This window comes from Streptomyces cyaneochromogenes, from assembly GCF_003963535.1.
Classification (GTDB): Bacteria; Actinomycetota; Actinomycetes; order Streptomycetales; family Streptomycetaceae; genus Streptomyces; species Streptomyces shaanxiensis.
In genome coordinates this window covers 1,122,573-1,140,536 of sequence record NZ_CP034539.1, presented here as the reverse complement: position 1 = coordinate 1,140,536, position 17,964 = coordinate 1,122,573, and the positions used below count along the sequence as shown (strand labels likewise).

At 70.7% G+C, this 17,964-nt stretch carries 12 protein-coding genes and 1 pseudogene; 12 read left to right on the top strand and 1 reads right to left on the bottom strand.

Annotated features, from left to right (window positions below):
• Positions 1-238 precede the first annotated feature (238 nt).
• Genes EJ357_RS04855 through EJ357_RS04845 form a run of 3 tightly spaced genes read left to right on the top strand, consistent with a single transcriptional unit; the run spans position 239 to position 4,833 of the window.
• Positions 239-2,071, top strand: a complete 1,833-nt coding sequence (locus EJ357_RS04855) for a family 20 glycosylhydrolase (RefSeq protein WP_126388954.1) — start codon at positions 239-241, stop codon at positions 2,069-2,071.
• 57 nt (positions 2,072-2,128) lie between these two features.
• Positions 2,129-3,682: an alpha-L-fucosidase gene (locus EJ357_RS04850; protein ID WP_126388952.1), complete on the top strand. Its 1,554-nt coding sequence runs from the start codon at positions 2,129-2,131 to the stop codon at positions 3,680-3,682.
• Between the two features lie 44 nt (positions 3,683-3,726).
• Positions 3,727-4,833: a serine hydrolase domain-containing protein gene (locus tag EJ357_RS04845; protein WP_126388950.1), complete on the top strand. Its 1,107-nt coding sequence runs from the start codon at positions 3,727-3,729 to the stop codon at positions 4,831-4,833.
• Between the two features lie 81 nt (positions 4,834-4,914).
• On the opposite strand, the gene EJ357_RS04840 is transcribed toward EJ357_RS04845, so the two are convergent.
• Positions 4,915-5,961: a LacI family DNA-binding transcriptional regulator gene (locus EJ357_RS04840; protein WP_126388948.1), complete on the bottom strand. Its 1,047-nt coding sequence runs from the start codon at positions 5,959-5,961 to the stop codon at positions 4,915-4,917.
• Positions 5,962-6,168: 207 nt separating this feature from the next.
• Between EJ357_RS04840 and EJ357_RS04835 the strand changes: the two genes are divergently transcribed.
• The 9 genes and pseudogenes from EJ357_RS04835 to EJ357_RS49095 all read left to right on the top strand — a co-directional run.
• Positions 6,169-7,461, top strand: a complete 1,293-nt coding sequence (locus EJ357_RS04835) for an ABC transporter substrate-binding protein (RefSeq protein WP_126388946.1) — start codon at positions 6,169-6,171, stop codon at positions 7,459-7,461.
• 2 nt (positions 7,462-7,463) lie between these two features.
• A complete protein-coding gene (locus tag EJ357_RS04830; protein WP_126388944.1) occupies positions 7,464-8,351 on the top strand; it encodes a carbohydrate ABC transporter permease in 888 nt (295 codons plus the stop codon).
• Positions 8,348-9,256, top strand: coding sequence for a carbohydrate ABC transporter permease (locus tag EJ357_RS04825; protein ID WP_126388942.1), 909 nt, complete (start codon positions 8,348-8,350; stop codon positions 9,254-9,256). Before EJ357_RS04830 ends, EJ357_RS04825 begins: the two co-directional genes overlap by 4 nt.
• A gap of 29 nt (positions 9,257-9,285) precedes the next feature.
• Positions 9,286-10,542: a glycoside hydrolase 5 family protein gene (locus EJ357_RS04820; protein ID WP_126388940.1), complete on the top strand. Its 1,257-nt coding sequence runs from the start codon at positions 9,286-9,288 to the stop codon at positions 10,540-10,542.
• Complete coding sequence (locus EJ357_RS04815; RefSeq protein WP_126388938.1) at positions 10,539-12,578, top strand: endo-beta-N-acetylglucosaminidase; 2,040 nt, start codon at positions 10,539-10,541, stop codon at positions 12,576-12,578. The genes EJ357_RS04820 and EJ357_RS04815 overlap by 4 nt, the downstream gene beginning before the upstream one ends.
• Positions 12,579-12,612: 34 nt before the next feature.
• The gene (locus tag EJ357_RS04810; protein ID WP_126388936.1) at positions 12,613-15,636 is read left to right on the top strand and encodes an alpha-mannosidase; all 3,024 of its coding nucleotides are present in this window, start codon (positions 12,613-12,615) and stop codon (positions 15,634-15,636) included.
• A gap of 92 nt (positions 15,637-15,728) precedes the next feature.
• Positions 15,729-16,544 (top strand): N-acetylmuramoyl-L-alanine amidase, encoded by an 816-nt coding sequence (locus tag EJ357_RS04805; RefSeq protein ID WP_126388934.1) that lies wholly within the window; start codon positions 15,729-15,731, stop codon positions 16,542-16,544.
• Between the two features lie 246 nt (positions 16,545-16,790).
• Positions 16,791-17,171 carry a hypothetical protein gene (locus EJ357_RS04800; protein WP_126388932.1) on the top strand — a complete coding sequence of 127 codons (381 nt, stop codon included), beginning with the start codon at positions 16,791-16,793 and terminating at the stop codon, positions 17,169-17,171.
• Positions 17,138-17,893 (top strand): annotated as a pseudogene (locus tag EJ357_RS49095) (caspase family protein); the annotation flags it as partial. The gene EJ357_RS04800 and the pseudogene EJ357_RS49095, both read left to right, overlap by 34 nt.
• Between the last annotated feature and the right edge of the window lie 71 nt (positions 17,894-17,964).

Sequence of the window (17,964 nt, the reverse complement as noted above, 5' to 3'; positions counted from 1 at the left end):
CAGGGCTTACTCGCGAGTATGTAGGAGCACTCTGCCGGGCGACGGGCCCGGAGTCGAGAGGGCACTCGGCTTGGATATTCAGGAGGGTCTTCTTGGACTTTTCGCGCCGCCCTCCCTCGGTACAGCCGTGCTGACCTGCACATCATCCGACCAATGAGTCAACTCCTCTCACTTCGCGGTGCATTGACAGCCCCTGAGGCCCGCCCAATCATCAGACATCCGATGAATGGGGTGCCTCATGAGGACACGCTTGAGATGGGCCGGTGCCCTGGCGGCGTTGACGCTGCTCTTCACGGCGCCGGTGCCGGCGCTCGCGGAGGGGGAGCGGGGCGCACCGGTCACGGTTCCCGCCCTGACCGACTGGGCGCCCGCCTCCGGCAGTTACACCTACGGGCGCTCCGCCCGCCTCGTGGCCGACGACGCGACCGAACGGCGGGTCGCCGACACCCTCGCCGACGATCTCCGCGAGGCGGGACACGGCACCGTCCCCGTGGTGGCGGACGCTTCCCGGACCGGTGACATCGTCATCGACGTCCGGCACTCCCGGACCTCCCTCGGCGCGGAGGGCTACGAACTGCGCGCCGGCCGGCGGCTGTCGGTCACCGCGGCGACCGAGACCGGCGCCTTCTACGGCACCCGCACCGTCCTCCAGCTCCTCGCCCAGGGCGACCGCGTCCCCGCCGGCCGAACAGTCGATGTACCGCGCTACAAGGAGCGGGGCGTCGGCGTCTGCGCCTGCTACATCAACATCTCCCTGCCCTGGCTGGAGAACCTGGTCCGCGAGATGGCGTACCACAAGCTCAACCAGCTTCTCCTGGAACTGAAGGTGAAGAGCGACGCCCATCCCGAGGCCAACACCTGGGGCTACTACACCAAGGACGAGATACGCCGCCTGGTCGCCCTCGGCAAGCGGTACCACGTCGAGATCATCCCCGAGATCAACTCCCCGGGCCACATGGACCCGTGGATCGAGAACCGCCCGGATCTGCAACTGACCGACTCCGACGGCAACAAGCAGCCCGCACGCCTCGACATCACCAGGCCGGAGGCCTTCGCCTACTACACGAGCCTCATCGACGAGTACGCCCAGGTCTTCCCCGCCGCCTCCTGGCACATGGGCGCCGACGAGTACATGCTCGGCTCCGACTTCGCCAAGTACCCGCAGATCCTGAAGTACGCCCAGGACAGGTACGGCCCCGACGCCACACCCCAGGACGCGTTCATCGACTTCGTCAACCGCGTGCACGCCTACGCGGCGGGCAAGGGCAGGAAGCTGCGCATCTGGAACGACGGGCTCACCGGCGCCAACACCGTCCCGGTGAGCGCGGGAACGACGGTCGAGCACTGGCTGAACGTGGCGACGAAGCCGAGCCGACTGCGCGCCCAGGGCTATCCGTTGATGAACGCCGCCTACGCCCTCTACCTCGTCCGGGGCGGCTTCCACAGCGACACCGAGGGGCTCTACGACCAGAGCTGGGACCCGCGCGGCTTCGAGGGCGAGAAGCTGGCCTCCGCCGACGGCATCACCGGCGCCAAGATCAGCCTCTGGCCCGACAACGGCCGCGGCGAGACCGAGAACGAGGTCGCCGTCGCCCTGTGGCCCGCGCTCCGGCACATCGCCCAGGCGACCTGGGGCTATCCGCACCCGGACGCCACGTACGACGGGTTCACCGCCCGCGGCACGGCGGTCGGGCACGCGCCCGGGTGGCGGGACCTGACCCGGGTGCCGGTGGCGGACGGCTCGTACACCTTCCGGGCGAGCGGCCGGACCTTCGACGCCGACGTCGAGCGCACCGCCGACGGCTACGTGACCGTGCGCACGGCGGACGGCTGCCTGGAGGTGCGCGGCGGCCGGCTCACGCTCAACGTGCCGCTCCAGCCCGGGGTGGAGGCGGCGCCGCAGAGGTGCGATCCCGCGAACACCCTCCAGCGCTGGCAGTTGGAGCCCGCCCCCGGTGGCTACCGGCTCGTCAACGCCATCACCCGGATGACGGTGACCGTCACGGAGGACGGCCGGCTCGTGCAGTACCCGCCGGACCGGCGCACGCCCGCCGTGTGGCAACTGGCCTGAGGACCTGACCGAGGACCTGAGCACCTGACTTGATGACCTGACCCGAGGAGTCGTCCCATGGCCGTTTCCCGACGCGTCTTCGTCGCGACAGCCGCCGTCCTCGCCGCGACCGGCGCCACCGGACCCGCCCTCGCGGCGCCCACCGCCGCCTCGCACACCTCGAACGACCCCCAGTCCCGTATCCCCGTCAGCCCCGACGACACCGAGGCCGACCTGGTCCGCAAGGCCTCCCAGGTCCGCCCCACCGCACGCCAGATCGCCTGGCAGCGCCTGGAGCGGACCGCCTTCCTGCACTTCGGCGTGAACACGTTCACCGGCCTGGAATGGGGCACGGGAGACGAGGACCCCGACGTGTTCCAGCCGACCGGCCTCGACACCGACCAGTGGGCCCGCGCCCTGCGCGACGGCGGCTTCAAGCTGGCCATCCTCACTGTCAAGCACCACGACGGCTTCGTGCTCTACCAGTCCCGCTACACCAACCACTCGGTGACGTCGAGCAGTTGGGAGGGAGGCCAGGGCGACGTCCTGCGTTCCTTCGCCGACTCCATGCGCCGGTACGGCATCAAGGTCGGCGTCTACATCTCACCCGCCGACGAGAACCAGTACCTCCACGGCGTCTACGCCAACGGCAGCGCCCGCGCCGACCGCACGATCCCCACGCCCGTCGAGGGCGACGACCGCACACCCCCGCGGTCGTACACCCTCCCGGCCACCGACTACGGCGCCCACATGCTCAACCAGCTCTACGAGGTCCTCACCGAGTACGGGCCGGTCGACGAGGTGTGGTTCGACGGCGCGCAGGGCCGCATCCCGCCGGACAAGGTGGAGAAGTACGACTGGGACAGCTGGTACGCGCTGGTGCGGTCGCTCGCCCCCGACGCGACCGTCGCCGTCTCCGGGCCGGACGTGCGCTGGGTCGGCAACGAGGGCGGGCTGGCCCGTCAGGACGAGTGGAGTGTCGTACCGGTCCAGGAGAAGGACTACGGCCGGACCGACTACGCCCTCGCGTACGACGCCCCCGACATGGGCAGCCGCGACGCGCTCGTCAAGGCCCGGCCGGTGGCCGACCACCTGCAGTGGTGGCCGGCCGAGTGCGACGTGTCCATCCGGGACGGCTGGTTCTACCACGCCGACCAACAGCCCAAGAGCGTCGAGCAGTTGACGGACATCTACTTCCGGTCCGTGGGCCGCAACTCGGTGCTGCTGCTCAACGTCCCGCCGGACACCGACGGCCTGCTGCCCGCCGCCGACGTGGCACGGCTGCGCGAGTTCCGCGAACGCGTGGACCGCGAACTCCCGGAGGACCTGGCACGCGACGCGCGGACGACCGTTTCACCGGGCCGTGTCACCGTCGACCTCGGCCGGGAGCGGGAGGTCGACCGGATCCGGCTGGCCGAGGACATCTGCCTCGGCCAGCAGGTGGAGAGCTTCGTCGTCGAGGCCCGGCGCGACGGCGCCTGGACGGAGGTGACCCGGGCCGGGACGATCGGCGCGAGCCGGATCCTGCTGCTGGCGGCGCCGGTGCGGGCGCGTCGGTGGCGAGTCCGGGTGACCGGTTCGCGTGCCGCGGTGCGGCTCGTGGAGTTCGGGCTGTACCGGTCGCGGCTCTGAAATTCGGTTGACCGGGGCGGTGCGGCACGGGCTGGATGGGGCACATGGCCGACCTCCAGGGTTCGTACGACAACCTGTTCCTCGCCGTCCCGAACGCGCTCGCCGCCATGCTGGACGCGGGGGACGCGGGCGGCTCCGTCGCGGTGTTCGTGGACGGCGAGCCGGTCGTGGACGTCTGGGGCGGGTTCGCGGACGCCGAACGCGCCGTCCCGTGGGAGCGCGACACCATCGTCAACGTCTGGTCCGTGACCAAGACGATGACGGCACTGTGCGCCCTCGTCCTGGCCGATCGGGGCGAACTCGATCTCTCCGCGCCCGTCTGCCGCTACTGGCCGGAGTTCGGTGCGGCGGGCAAGGAGAAGGTGCTCGTACGGCATCTGCTCGCGCACACCGCCGGGCTGCCCGACTGGGACGGCTCGGTCGAGGACCTCTACGACTGGCCGTCCGCCACGGCACGGCTCGCCGCCCGGGCGCCTCGGTGGGAGCCGGGCACCGCGGCCGGATACCACTCGATGACCCAGGGATTCCTGGTCGGCGAGGTCGTGCGGCGCGTCACCGGCCGCAGCGTGGGCGAGTTCCTCGCCGAGGAAGTGGCCGGTCCGCTGGGCGCCGACTTCCACATCGGGCTGGCCTCCGAACACGACCACCGGGTCGCGCGCACGATCCCGCCGAAGGGGCACGGTGAGGACTACGCGGCGAGCGCGCCCGGCAACCCCGAGGGCTCCGAGGCGGGCAACGGCGTACGCGTCCGGGACGGCAACGGCCTGCCCTGGCGTCGCGCGCAGATTCCCGCGGCGAGCGGATACGGCAACGCCCGTTCGGTGGCCCTGGTGCAGTCCCTGCTCGCCTGCGGGGGAGAGGCGCGAGGGGTACGGCTGCTGTCCCGGGCCGGCTGTGACCGCGCGTGGGAGGAGCAGTTCACCGGCGACGACCGGGTCCTGGGCATGCCGATGAGCTGGGGGCTGGGGTACGGCCGGTTCGGCACCACGTACGGCTGGGGCGGCTGGGGCGGGTCCCTGGTGATGATCGAGCCCGACAGCCGGTTGGTCGTGGCGTACGTGACGAACCAGATGCGCGAGCCCGCGGAGGACACCCGGGGCATGGAGATCGTGACGGCCGCTTACGAAGGGCTTCAGGGGCTGCGCGGCTAGGCCCTGTCGTTTGGATCAGGCCGGCTGTGAGGGGCAGTGCCTTCCGGCCGACCCGAGCGGGTCACGGCCCGCACGAGGCCGTCACGCGTCCCGGGCCACCCCCGTGCTGCCCCGCTCGATCAACCGCGGGACCGGCACCCGCACCGCCCGCGCCGACCCCCCGTCCAGCAGCGCGGTCAGTTCCCGGGCCGCCGTGCGCCCGAACTCCACGCTGTCCCGGGACAGCGCGGACAGCCACGGCTTGACGATGCGGCACAGCGCCGAGTCCTCCCAGGACACCACCGACACGTCCGCCGGTACCGAGAAGCCGAGTTCGGCCGCGGTCGCGGCGCCGGCGACGGCCATCACGTCGTTGTCGTAGATCAGCGCGGTCGGCGGAGTGGGGCCCTCCAGGACCCGGCGGGTGACCGCCGCGCCCTCGGCGTCGGAGTAGTCGGTGGTCACCGACTGCACCTCGGACAGGCCACGGCGCCCCGCCTCCGCGCGCAGCGTGCGGATGCGGCGCTCGGTGTGGGCGAGCCCCGGCAGACCGGCGATGTGCACGATCCGGCGATGGCCGAGCGCGTACAGGCCGTCCACGACCGAGGCCATCGCGCCCGCGTCGTCCGCCCAGACGGTCGACAGGCCGGGATGGCGGTCGTCGGGTGCGCCGCCGATGACCACGGCGGGCAGGCCGAGTTCGTCGAGGAGGTCGGGGCGGGGATCGTCGGTGCGCGGGTCGACGACGAGGACGCCGTCCACCCGGTGCTCGGCCCACCAGCGCCGGTACACCGCGCACTCGTCGGCGATGTCCTCCACCACCTGGAACAGCAGGCCGAGATGGCGCTCGGCCAGCACCTCCTGGATGCCCGAGACCAGTTGCAGGAAGAACGAGTCCACACCCAGGGTGTCGGCCGGACGCGCCAGCACGAAGCCGACCGTCGCCGCGCCCTCCCCGGACAGTGCGCGCGCCGCCGTACTGGGCCGCCAGCCCAGCTCCTCGGCGACCCGCCGCACCCGGTCGCGGGTGTCCTCCGACACGCCGGGCCGGCCGTTCAGCGCGAAGGAGACCGCGCTCTGGGAGACCCCCGCGTGCCGCGCGATGTCCTTCATCGTCGGCCGACGGGCCGGTGACCGCTTGCCTGACATGGCGATTCCCCATTCCGGCGACACATTCCGGAGCAGTATGCACTAATGCGGTTCAGGACAGCGAACCTAATGCGGTTCAGCTCGGTGATCCTAATGCGTATTAGTCACTAAAGAAATTAGCTGTGCGAGGGTCATTGACGGGCTGCCGGATCAGCGTGCAGGGTCTGCCTCGTTCGCCAACCCGCCCGCAAAGGAGGCCGGTTCGCCGTGCCTGTTTCCCGTAGAGCCCTCGCCGCCGCATTCGCCGTCTGTGTCGTCCTGCCGCTCAGCGCCTGCGGCTCGGGAGGGGGCGACGGCGGCACGGCCGACGCCTCCGGCAAGGTCGAGGGCGACATCACCTTCCAGACCTGGAACCTGCGCGCCAACTTCAAGGACTACTTCGAGGGCGTGATCGCGGACTTCGAGAAGAAGTACCCGGGCACCGACGTGAAGTGGATCGACCAGCCCGCCGAGGGCTACGCCGACAAGATCAGCGCGGACGCGGCCGGCGGCACGCTCCCGGACGTCGTCAACGTCTCGCCCGACCTGGTCGCCCCGCTGGCCGAGGCGGGCCTGGCGCTCGACCTCGACAAGGCGGCCGGGCAGTACAAGAAGGAGTATCTGGAAGGGGCCTGGGCCAGTCATCGGATACCGGGCACGACGGGCACGTACGCCTTCCCCTGGTACCTCAACACCGGTCCGCTCTTCTACAACAAGTCCCTCTTCAAGGAGGCCGGCCTCGACCCGGACCAGCCGCCGAAGACGTACGACGAGGTCTTCTCCGCCGCCCTGAAGATGGCGAAGGAGACCGACGGCAAGGTCGCCACCCTCGCCAACGTGCCCACCATCGAGGACTTCGGCCGCTACGGCGTCGAGCTCATGAACAAGGAGGGCACCGCCTTCGCCTTCAATGACGCCAAGGGAGTCGAACTCCTCACCAAATACAAGGAGTTGTACGACGCCAAAGCCCTCGACCCGCAGGCGCTCACCGCCACCCCCGAGTCGTCCGGAAGGAAGTTCCTCACCGAGGCCGTCGCCATGAACCCCGGCAGCGCGCTGGACCTCGGCAACTTCAAGAAGCAGGCGCCGAACCTGTACAAGAACATCGGGATCACCGACCAGATCACCAGCACCGGCCACGTCAACATGTACGTGATGGGCGTGATGGTCAACGCGCAGACCAAGCGCACGCCCGCCGCGGTCGCCTTCGCCCACTTCGTCACCGACGCCGAGCGCCAGATGTCGTTCGCCAAGCAGGTCGCTATCTTCCCCAGCACCGCCGGATCCCTCGACGACCCGTACTTCACCAAGGAGGACGGCACCGACGAGACGCGCGTGCGGATCGCCGCCGCCAAGTCGCTGAAGGACGCCGTCAACTACACGCCCGTGCTGTTCAGCGAGCAGATGAAAACCGAGCTGCGCAACGAGGTCGCCAAGGCGCTGCAGGGCAAGCAGAGTCCGAAGCAAGCTCTTGACAACGCTGTCGAGGCCTGCGACCGGCTTCTGCGGCAGCAGGGTTAGCCATGTCCTCCGTGACACCGGTGCGGCGCCAGCTGCCGGTGAGTCCCTGGCTGTTCGCCGCACCCGGCCTGCTGATCACCGGCGCCTTCATCCTGTACCCGTTCGTCTCCACGCTGATCAACGCCTTCACCGACCGCCGCACGCTCATCCCGGGCGAGTTCGTAGGCCTCGCGAACTTCCGCGAGCTGCTGAATGACGACATGTTCTGGGTCGGGCTGCGCAACAGCACGCTGTACGTCGTCGGAGTGGTGCCCGCGCTGGTGATCCTGCCGCTGCTGCTCGCGCTTCTGGTGCAGAAGAACATCCCCGGCATCACCTTCTTCCGGTCCGCCTTCTACACCCCGGTCGTCGCCTCGATCGTGGTCGTCGGACTGATCTGGGTGTGGCTGCTCGACGAACGCGGACTGGTCAACTCACTGTTGGAGACCATCGGGGTCGGCCGCGTCGGCTTCCTCAGTGACCAGTGGCTGCTCCTGCTGAGCGCCATGGCCGTGACGGTCTGGAAGGGCCTCGGCTACTACATGATCATTTACCTGGCGGCACTCGCCAACGTGCCCCGCGAACTGCACGAGGCGGCAGCCGTGGACGGCGCGGGCGCGGTCCGCCGCTTCCTCACGGTCACCGTGCCCGCCGTCCGCTCGACGATGGTCCTGGTCGGGGCGCTCTCCTCGGTCGCCGCCTTCAAGGTGTTCTCCGAGGTGTACCTGATGGCCGGCCCGAGCGGCGGACCGGCGGGCGAGGACACCACCCTCGTCATGCTCGTCCAGCGCACCGGCACCGGCCTGACCGGCCGAGTCGGCTACGCCTCGGCCATCTCGGTCGTCGTCTTCGTCGTCACCGTCGCGCTGATGCTGCTCGTGCTGCGCGCCGACCGGAGGGACGAGTCATGAGCGTGCTGGAGAAGGTGCGGCCCGCCGCCGCGAAGCCGGCGACCGCTCGCGAACCCCGCGTCACCGACGAACACGGGCGCCGGATACGAGTGTGGGAGCTCGTCCTGCGCTACCTGCTCCTGCTCGCCGTACTCGCCCTCACCGTCGGCCCGTTCGTCTGGCAGCTGTCGACCTCGCTCAAGGGCCCCACCGAGGACATCTTCAGCTCCCCGCCGAAGTTCCTGCCGAGCGACCCCACCCTGCACAACTACGAGCGGGTCGCCGAGACCATCCCCGTCTGGGACTACGCCCTCAACTCGCTGAAGGTCGCCACCGCCAACGTGGTGACCAACTGCGTCGGTGCGGCGCTCGCGGGCTACGCCCTCGCCCGGCTGCGCTACCGGGGGCGTCGCGCGGCCACCCTCGCCTTCATCCTGGCGATGCTCGTGCCCGTGGAGGGCATCATCATCGCCCAGTTCACGACCATGCGGGAGCTCGGCCTCAACAACACCCTGATCGGCGTGGTGCTGCCCGGCTGCATCGGCGCGATGAACGTCCTGCTGATGCGCAACGCCTTCCTCAACCTGCCGTACGAGATCGAGGAGGCGGCCTACGTCGACGGGGCCAACGTCTGGCAGCGGTTCCTGCGCATCGCGGTGCCCTCCGTGAAGGGCACCCTCGCCGTCGTCGCGATCTTCGCCTTCATGGGCGCCTGGGACGACTTCCTGTGGCCGCTCATCGTGCTGAGCGACCCGTCCAAGTTCACGCTGACCATCGGCCTCAACTATCTGCACGGCACCTTCGCCAACGACGAACGCCTCGTCGCCGCGGGCACGATCATCGCCGTCGCGCCGCTGATCGCCCTCTTCGCCTGCCTCCAGCGGTACTTCTTCCGCGGGGTCGGCGAGGGCGCGGTGAAGGGCTGAACCTCCCCCACCGAGTGCAAGGACACCGCATGCCTTCTGCCGTGCGTTTCGGCGTCAACTACACCCCGAGCGTCGGGTGGTTCCACCACTGGCTCGACTTCGACCTCGACTCCGTGCGCGCCGACCTCGACTCCGTCGCCGCGCTCGGCCTCGACCACATCCGGGTCTTCCCCCTGTGGCCGTACTTCCAGCCCAACCGCACCTTGATCCGCGAGCGGGCGGTCGCGGATCTCGTGCGACTCGTCGACGCCGCCGCCGAGCGAGGGCTCGACGTCAACGTCGATGGTCTGCAAGGGCACTTGAGCAGCTTCGACTTCGTGCCGGCGTGGACGCGGACCTGGCACCGGCGCAACCTCTTCACCGACCCGGAGGTCGTCGAGGGCCAGGCGGCCTATCTGCGGACGCTGGCCCACGCGCTCGCCGACCGGCCCAACTTCCTCGGCATGACCCTCGGCAACGAGGTCAACCAGTTCTCCGCGGGACCCCACCCGGACCCCGACCGGGCCACGTCCGGCCAGATCGACGCCTGGCTCGCGCGGCTGCTCGCCGCCTGCGAGGAGGGCGCCCCCGGAAAGCTGCACCTGCACGCCGAGTACGACGCGACCTGGTACCAGGACGACCAGCCGTTCACCCCGGCGCAGGCCGCACGCATGGGTGCCGTCACGGCCGTGCACTCCTGGGTGTTCAACGGCACCGCCCAGCGGCACGGCCGCACCTCGGTGCCGGCCGAGCACCACGCCGCGTACCTGGTCGAGCTGAGCAAGGCCTGGGCCGACGACCCGAACCGGCCCGTCTGGCTCCAGGAGGTCGGCGCGCCCGCGCCCCTGGTCCCGCCCGAGCACGCGGCCGCGTTCACCGAGGCCACCGTTGCCAACGCCCTGGACTGTCCCGACCTGTGGGGCATCACCTGGTGGTGCTCCCATGACGTGTCCCGGGACCTCGCCGACTTCCCCTCACTCGAGTACGGGCTGGGCCTGCTGACCAACGACCGCAGGCCCAAGGACATCGCGCGGGCGCTGACGAAGGCGGCCGGCGAGCACACGTACGCCCCGGCACCCCGCACCACGGCGCTGGTCGTTCCCGCCCATCCGTCGAGGCGCTCCCTGTGCGCACCGGGCGGCCCCGTCTACGACGCCTTCTTCCGGCTGGTCGCCGACGGCGCCCGCCCCACCACCGTCCTCGACGAGCGCGCCGCGGACGCCGATCACCTCGCCGCGCGCGGCATCACCGAAGTCGTCACGTCCGATCAGGTACTCCCCACCCCACCAGGAGGCACCCGCTCGTGAACCCCACCAGACGCACCGTCCTCATCGCCGGCGCCACGGCCGCACTGCTGCCCTCGCTTCCGGCCGCGGCAACTCCCCGGCCGAAGGCCGCCGCCCTCCAGCCGTACGCCTCCTACTGGTACCCGGACTCGCTGCCCTCCGGCACCCCCGGCACCGGTATCACCTGGCGCAGCCTGAAGTCCTGGCGCCCGGCCGACGACGCGGACCTCGCCTTCAACGCGGCGACCGTGCCGCTCGCCCCGCGCTTCACTCCGGCCCCGGCGAACACGACCGCCCGCGCGGGCCAGGCCCGCATCCAGTCCCTGGTGTCCTTCGGGCCCACCGCCGCCAACCCCTCCCAGGGCTCGGCCACCGCCGACTACTACGCCCTCACCCACTGGGCGTACATCGACGAGCTGGTGTTCTGGGGCGGTTCCTCCGGCGAGGGGCTGATCCTGGCACCGAACGCCCCGATCGTGGACGCCGCCCACCGGCACGGCGTGCCGGTCCTCGGCAACATCTTCCTGCCGCCCGTCGCCTACGGCGGGCAGCTGCAGTGGACGCGTGACCTGGTGCAGAAGGACGCGGCCGGGCGGTATCCGCTGGCCGAACGGCTGGTCGCGGTCGCGGCGGCGTACGGCTTCGACGGCTGGTTCGTCAACGCCGAGACGAGCGGCGGGAACGCGGCGCTGGGCGCGGACATGCTCGGCTTCCTGCACGAGCTGAAGACACTCGCCAGGGCCGAGGGGCAGCGGGTCACCTGGTACGACTCGATGACCGTGAACGGGTCCGTGAGCTGGCAGGGGGCGCTCAACTCCCAGAACGAGGCGTTCTTCCAGGCCGCCGACTCCATGTTCGTCGACTTCCGCTGGACGGCGGCCAAGCTGACGTCGTCGGGACAGCGGGCCGGGCAACTGGGCCGCGACCGCTACGAGTTGTGGGCGGGCGTCGATGTCGAGGCGAACGGCTGGAACTCGTCCGTGAACTGGGACGCGATCGTGCCGCGAGACAAGGCGCACGTCGTGTCGGTCGGCTTCTACCGGCCCGAGTGGACGCGGAATCACCTTCCGGCGGACGGGCGTGGGCCGGGGGAGTTCCATGCCGCCGACGACCGGTTCTGGACCGGGCGGTCACTGGATCCGTCGCGGCCGGACGGCGTGGACAGCTGGCGCGCGCCGGCGGTGTCGGTCGCCGACCGGTCGACGGTGGCGTCGGTTCCGTTCGGGAGCGTGTTCAACACCGGGCACGGGCTGCGGTGGTTCGAGGACGGGGTGGTGACCTCGGACGCCCCGTGGAACCACCTGGGGCTGCAGGACCGGCTGCCGTCCCGGCGCTGGGTCGTGCACACCGACGGGCAGCGGCCCGCTGTGACCTTCGACTTCGAGGACGCCTGGCGCGGCGGGAGCAGTGTGCTCGTCGCCGGTGCCCTGGACCGGCCCGCGGTGGTGGACGTGTATGCGACACGGCTGCCGATCACCGGTGACACGGTCGTCGAGCTGACGCACCGGACCGACGCGGGCAACGTGACCGTCGAGTTGGCGGTGGCCACCGCCGAGCCGAGCACACCGGGCGCGACACCGCCGTACACGTATTTCCCGGTGGACTCGGGCAGCACCTGGCAGACCTCGACCGTACGGCTCACCGGCCTGACCGGCACCGCACACGCGATCGGCGTCCGGCTCACCGCGAACGGCGGGCCGGTGGCATGGAGGCTGGGCGGCATCGCGGTCCACCACGCCCCGGAGACGCCCGCCGCGCCCACCGCCCTCAGGATCACCGGCGCGAGCGACGGCGACCTGCGCTTCGCCTGGACGCCCGCCCCCGCCTCCGCCCCCGGCGCCGGCAACGAAGCGATGGCGTCAGCCACACGCCACCACACCCTCCACCGCCTCCTCCCCGACGGCACCCGGCGCTTCCTCGGCGGCACCTGTCAGAGCGCGTTCTTCGTCGGCGGCCTGCGGCCCGAACAGGGCGAACGGGAGGCACGGTTCGAACTGCGCGCCGTAGGGGAGCTGTACACCACGTCGGCCCCCGCGACCGTCACCCACACCTGGTAACCACCCGCACCCGACGACCTACGGAGCACCCCGCATGCATGACGACCGCAGCCTGGTCGAGGCCCGCCTCAAGCGTGTCCTCGACGAGCGCATCCGCCCCGCCGTGTACCCCGAGTCCGTGCCGTTGGAGGTGGCGGTGTGGCATGCGCCCGGCGAGCCGGTGCCGGTCGCCGAGGGACTCGCGGCCGAACCCGAGGCGATCGAGGTGGGCGCCCGCTGGGGTGCTCCCTGGGGCACCAGCTGGTTCCGGGTCACCGGGACCGTGCCCGAGGCGTGGGCCGGGAGGACCGTCGAGGCGCTCCTCGACCTCGGGTTCGACGAGAACATGCCCGGCTTCCAGTGCGAGGGCCTGGTGTACCGGCCCGACGGCACGCCGGTGAAGGGCCTCAACCCGCGCAACCAGTGGGTGCGCGTCGGTGCGTCCGTCGAGGGCGGCGAGGAGGTGCGCCTGCACATCGAGGCCGCCTCCAACCCCGTCATCCTCGACTACCACCCCTTCCTGCCCACGCGGTTGGGCGACAAGGAGACCGCCGGAAGCGCACCCCAGTACACGCTCACCCGCATGGACCTGGCCGTCTTCGACGAGACGGTGTGGCAGCTGGTGCTCGACCTGGAGGTGCTCGGCGAGCTGATGGCCGAGCTGCCGGTGGAGTCGGCGCGGCGCTGGGAGATCCTGCGGGCGGTGGAGAAGGCGCTGGACGCGATCGACCTGCAGGACGTCAACGGTACGGCGGCGCAGGCTCGGGTACGGCTGGAGACGGTGCTGTCCGAGCCCGCCGTCCCGTCCGCCCACCGCATCAGCGCCGTCGGCCATGCCCACATCGACTCGGCGTGGCTGTGGCCGCTGCGCGAGACCGTGCGCAAGGTGGCCCGTACGACCGCCAACATGACCGCGCTCATCGAGGACGAGCCCGAGTTCGTGTTCGCCATGTCGCAGGCCCAGCAGTGGGCGTGGGTGAAGGAGCATCGGCCCGAGGTGTGGGCGCGGGTGAAGAAGGCGGTGGCCGAGGGGCGGTTCGTGCCGGCCGGTGGGATGTGGGTGGAGTCGGACACCAACATGCCGGGCTCGGAGGCCATGGCACGGCAGTTCGTGCACGGCAAGCGGTTCTTCCTCGACGAGTTCGGCATCGAGAACGACGAGGCCTGGCTGCCCGACACCTTCGGCTTCGCCGCCGGACTGCCGCAGATCATCAGGGCGGCGGGCTCCAAGTGGCTGCTGACGCAGAAGATCTCCTGGTCCCAGACCAACCGGTTCCCGCACCACACCTTCCAGTGGGAGGGCATCGACGGCACCCGGATCTTCACCCACTTCCCGCCCGTCGACACCTACAACTGCTCCATGAAGGGCGGCGAGATCGCCCACGCGGCCCGCAACTTCAAGGACAAGGGAGTCGCCCGGCACTCCCTCGCGCCCACCGGCTGGGGGGACGGAGGCGGCGGCACCACCCGGGAGATGGTCGCCAAGGCGGCCCGGCTGCGCGACCTCGAAGGCTCCGCCACCGTCGTCTGGGAGACCCCGCAGGAGTTCTTCCAGAAGGCCGAGGCCGAGTACCCCGACGCGCCGGTCTGGGTGGGCGAGCTCTACCTCGAACTCCACCGCGCCACCCTCACCAGCCAGGCGAAGACCAAGCAGGGAAACCGACGCAGCGAACACCTCCTGCGCGAGGCCGAACTGTGGGCGGCGACGGCCGCCGTACGCACCGGATCCCCTTACCCCTACGAGGAGTTGGACCGCATCTGGAAGACGGTGCTGCTGCACCAGTTCCACGACATCCTGCCGGGCTCGTCCATCGCCTGGGTGCACCGGGAGGCCCGCGCGACATACGAGCGCCTCGCGGGTGAGCTGACCGCGATCATCGAGTCGGCCCAGCGCGCCCTGGCGGGCGAGGGGGGGACCGAACTCGTCTTCAACGCCGCCCCGCACACGCGCGAGGGCGTACCGGCGGGCGGTGCGCGCACCCCGGTGACCGACGGCCTAACGGCACGCACGGAACGTCCGGCCGGCGGCTTCGTCCTCGACAACGGCCTGCTGCGCATCGAGATCGACGGGCAGGGCCTGGTCGTCTCGGCGTACGACATCGAGGGCGACCGCGAGACGATCGCCCCCCACCGGTCCGCGAACCTCCTCCAACTGCATCCCGACTTCCCCAACATGTGGGACGCCTGGGACGTCGACGAGTTCTACCGCCACACGGTCACCGACCTGACCGACGTGGACGAGATCGCCCCCGGCGACGACGAGACCTCGGTGCGGATCGTCCGGTCCTTCGGCACCTCGCGCGTCACCCAACGGCTGTCGCTCGCGCCGGGGGACCGGCGGCTGCTGATCGACACGGAGGTCGACTGGCACGAGACGGAGAAGTTCCTCAAGCTCGCCTTCCCGCTCGACGTGCACGCGGAACGGTACGCCTCGGAGACCCAGTTCGGTCACTTCCACCGCCCCACGCACACCAACACCAGCTGGGAGGCGGCCAAGTTCGAGGCCTGCAACCACCGCTTCGTCCACCTGGAGGAGCCGGGCTGGGGCGTCGCCGTCGTCAACGACTCGACGTACGGCCACGACGTGACCCGCACGGTGCGCACCGACGGCGACCGAGGCACGACCACCACGGTCCGGGTCTCCCTCCTGCGTGCCCCGCGCTTCCCCGACCCCGAGACCGACCAGGGCGTCCACCGCTTCCGGCACGCTCTGGCGCCCGGCGCGGGCATCGGGGACGCGGTGCGCGAGGGCTGGCGGATCAATCTGCCGGAGCGGCGGATCACCGGTGCCCGGGAGGTGGCGCCGCTGGTGACGGTGGACCGGGACGCGGTCGTGATCACGGCTGTCAAGCTGGCCGACGACGGAAGCGGGGATGTGGTGGTGCGCCTGCACGAGGCCCACGGCGGCCGGGTACGGGCCACGCTGGCGGCGGGCTTCGAGGTCGCGGACGTCGTGGCGACGGACCTGCTCGAGCGGCCGCTGCCCGAGACGCCCGCACGAGACGGCCGTCAAGTCGCCCTGCGGCTACGGCCCTTCGAGCTCGTGACGCTTCGGCTTCGGCGAGCCCGGGGCCACTGACGGCCAACGGTGGCGCGTCGTCGTGAATCGGACGGCAACTGGCCTCACAATCATCGGGATTGGCGTTACGCAAGCGCTTCCTGGAGGCAGACTTGAAGCTCGTCACACGCGCCCAGCTCGGCTGGCCCGCATCCGCCGCAGACCCGCAGACGTCGACCAAGGGCGTGAAGGTCCACTACGAAGGCACGACGGTCAGCGCCACACTCCTCGAAGACCACGACCTCTGCATCGCCGAGTGGAAGTCGATCAGAAAGGCACACCTGGCGAACGAGAAGGAGAACTATTCGGACATCGCCTACAACTACGGTGCCTGCCCGCACGGTTATCTCCTGGAGGGCCGTGGCCTCGGCAGGCGCACCGGGGCGAACGGCAACAAGGCTCTCAACCGCGCCCACTACGCGATCGTCGGCCTGGTCGGCGACAAGGGGCTCACCAAGCCGACGGACGCGATGCTGAGCGCGATCCGCGACGGCATCGAGCTGCTGCGCCGCCACGGTGCCGGCAACGAGATCAAGGGGCACCGGGACGGCCACGCCACGGCGTGCCCGGGCGAGCACCTGTACGCGTGGGTGAAGAAGGGCGCCCCGCGACCCGGTGGTTCGACGCCCGTGCCCGGCCCGCGCCCAGTCATCGACGTGTCCAAGGTGGTCGCCGCGGCCGCGCACGACCCGGCCAAGGCGGGCACGCCCGTGTCGTACGCCGGTGTGAAGACCGTGGAGAAGGCGCTCGTCGCGGAGGGACTCCTCGAATCGAAGCTCGCCGACGGCCACTTCGGCACGGGCACCGTCAAGGCGTACGCCGCGTGGCAGCGTCGCTGCGGCTTCACCGGCGATGACGCCAATGGCATCCCCGGCCAGACGTCACTGGAGAAGCTCGGCCGAGAGCACGGCTTCGACGTGAAGCCGTAGCGCGCCGGAGCACTCATGAGACGGGCCGTTCCCCTCGTACGGGAGGTGAGGGGAGCGGCCCTCGGTGTTCGCGGTCGGCGGCCGATCCGCGTCCGCATTGAGGTGTGCGTACAAGGGGGTGATTGACGGCGTAAGTGGCTGATGAGGTGTCAGAACCGGGTCGCCGCACGGCGCCATGGCTGCCACACTGGACACGCCGTGGCCCCGTTCCGCGCCCGCCGCAGGGGCCCGCACGGGGGAGGGCTCATGTCCAAGGAGTTGAGCATTGTCGCCCTCGGACACCAGGAGGCGGCCGCCACGCAGCCCTGGCAGCTGGAGGCGCTGCGCGAGGACCTGCTGGCGTTCGACGTCGACCGGGTCGGGCCGATGGAGGCCGGTGCCGCCCCACCGAACAGCCGGTCCGGTCTCGTCGAGGCGCTGGGCGCCCTGGCGGTCGCCCTGCAACCGTCGCTGCCTCTGCTGGAAGGCGTGGTCGCAGTCGTCCGGGACTGGATGGCCCGGACCGGTTCCCGGACGGTGGTGCTGGAGATCGACGGGCACCGGCTCGAACTCACCGGTGTCGACAGCGCGGATCAGCGGCGCCTCGCCGACGAATGGCTCGCGCTGGTGACGGCAGAACGGTCATGAGGGAGAGCCGGCGCCACGCGCTCCTGGTGGCCACCAGCTCGTACGAGGATCCGAGTCTGCGCGCCCTGTGGGCGCCGCTGCGCGACGCCACCGAACTCGCCCGGGTTCTGGGCGACCCGGCGATCGGCGCCTTCACGGTGGAGGTGCTGACCGATCCGGGCGCCCACGAACTGCGCCGTGGGGTCGAGGACTTCTTCGCGGACTGTTCGGTGACGGACACACTGCTGCTGCACTTCGCCTGCCACGGCCTGAAGGACGAAGGAGGAAAGCTCTTCCTCGCGGCAGCGGACACCGTCCGTACGCGACTGGAGTCGACAGCGATTCCGGCCGAGTACGTGAGCAGGCTGATGATGCGGAGTCGGGCCGGACGGGCCGCGGTGATGCTGGACTGCTGCTACGCCGGGGCGTTCGAGCGAGGCTTGTTCAGCCGCGCCGACCCCGAGGTGCACGTCGAGGACAGCTTCAGTGTGCTGGAGCGCGTGGGGGGCGAACGGGGCCGGGCGGTGCTCACCGCGTCGAGTGCCGTCGAATACGCCTTCGAGGGCAGCCGCGTGGTGCCGAGCGCGGCCGCCGGATCGACCATGGGCGCTGGGCTGTCCGAGGGGCGGCCGGGACCGTCCCTGTTCACCGGCGCCCTTGTCGACGGGCTGCGGACCGGAGACGCCGACCTGGGCGGGGACGGTGTGGTCGGTCTGGCGGAACTGGCGGAGTACATAGGGGAACGAATCCGCGCGGTCACCCCGAACCAGAACCCGCAGCTGTGGATGTTCGGCGCGTACGGCGATCTCACCAT

Coding starts and splice junctions, on each gene's coding strand:
- EJ357_RS04855 (WP_126388954.1), top strand. CDS start 239: ATGAGGACACGCTTGAGATGGGCCGGTGCCCTGGCGGCGTTGACGCTG.
- EJ357_RS04850 (WP_126388952.1), top strand. CDS start 2,129: ATGGCCGTTTCCCGACGCGTCTTCGTCGCGACAGCCGCCGTCCTCGCC.
- EJ357_RS04845 (WP_126388950.1), top strand. CDS start 3,727: ATGGCCGACCTCCAGGGTTCGTACGACAACCTGTTCCTCGCCGTCCCG.
- EJ357_RS04840 (WP_126388948.1), bottom strand. CDS start 5,961: ATGTCAGGCAAGCGGTCACCGGCCCGTCGGCCGACGATGAAGGACATC.
- EJ357_RS04830 (WP_126388944.1), top strand. CDS start 7,464: ATGTCCTCCGTGACACCGGTGCGGCGCCAGCTGCCGGTGAGTCCCTGG.
- EJ357_RS04825 (WP_126388942.1), top strand. CDS start 8,348: ATGAGCGTGCTGGAGAAGGTGCGGCCCGCCGCCGCGAAGCCGGCGACC.
- EJ357_RS04820 (WP_126388940.1), top strand. CDS start 9,286: ATGCCTTCTGCCGTGCGTTTCGGCGTCAACTACACCCCGAGCGTCGGG.
- EJ357_RS04810 (WP_126388936.1), top strand. CDS start 12,613: ATGCATGACGACCGCAGCCTGGTCGAGGCCCGCCTCAAGCGTGTCCTC.
- EJ357_RS04800 (WP_126388932.1), top strand. CDS start 16,791: ATGTCCAAGGAGTTGAGCATTGTCGCCCTCGGACACCAGGAGGCGGCC.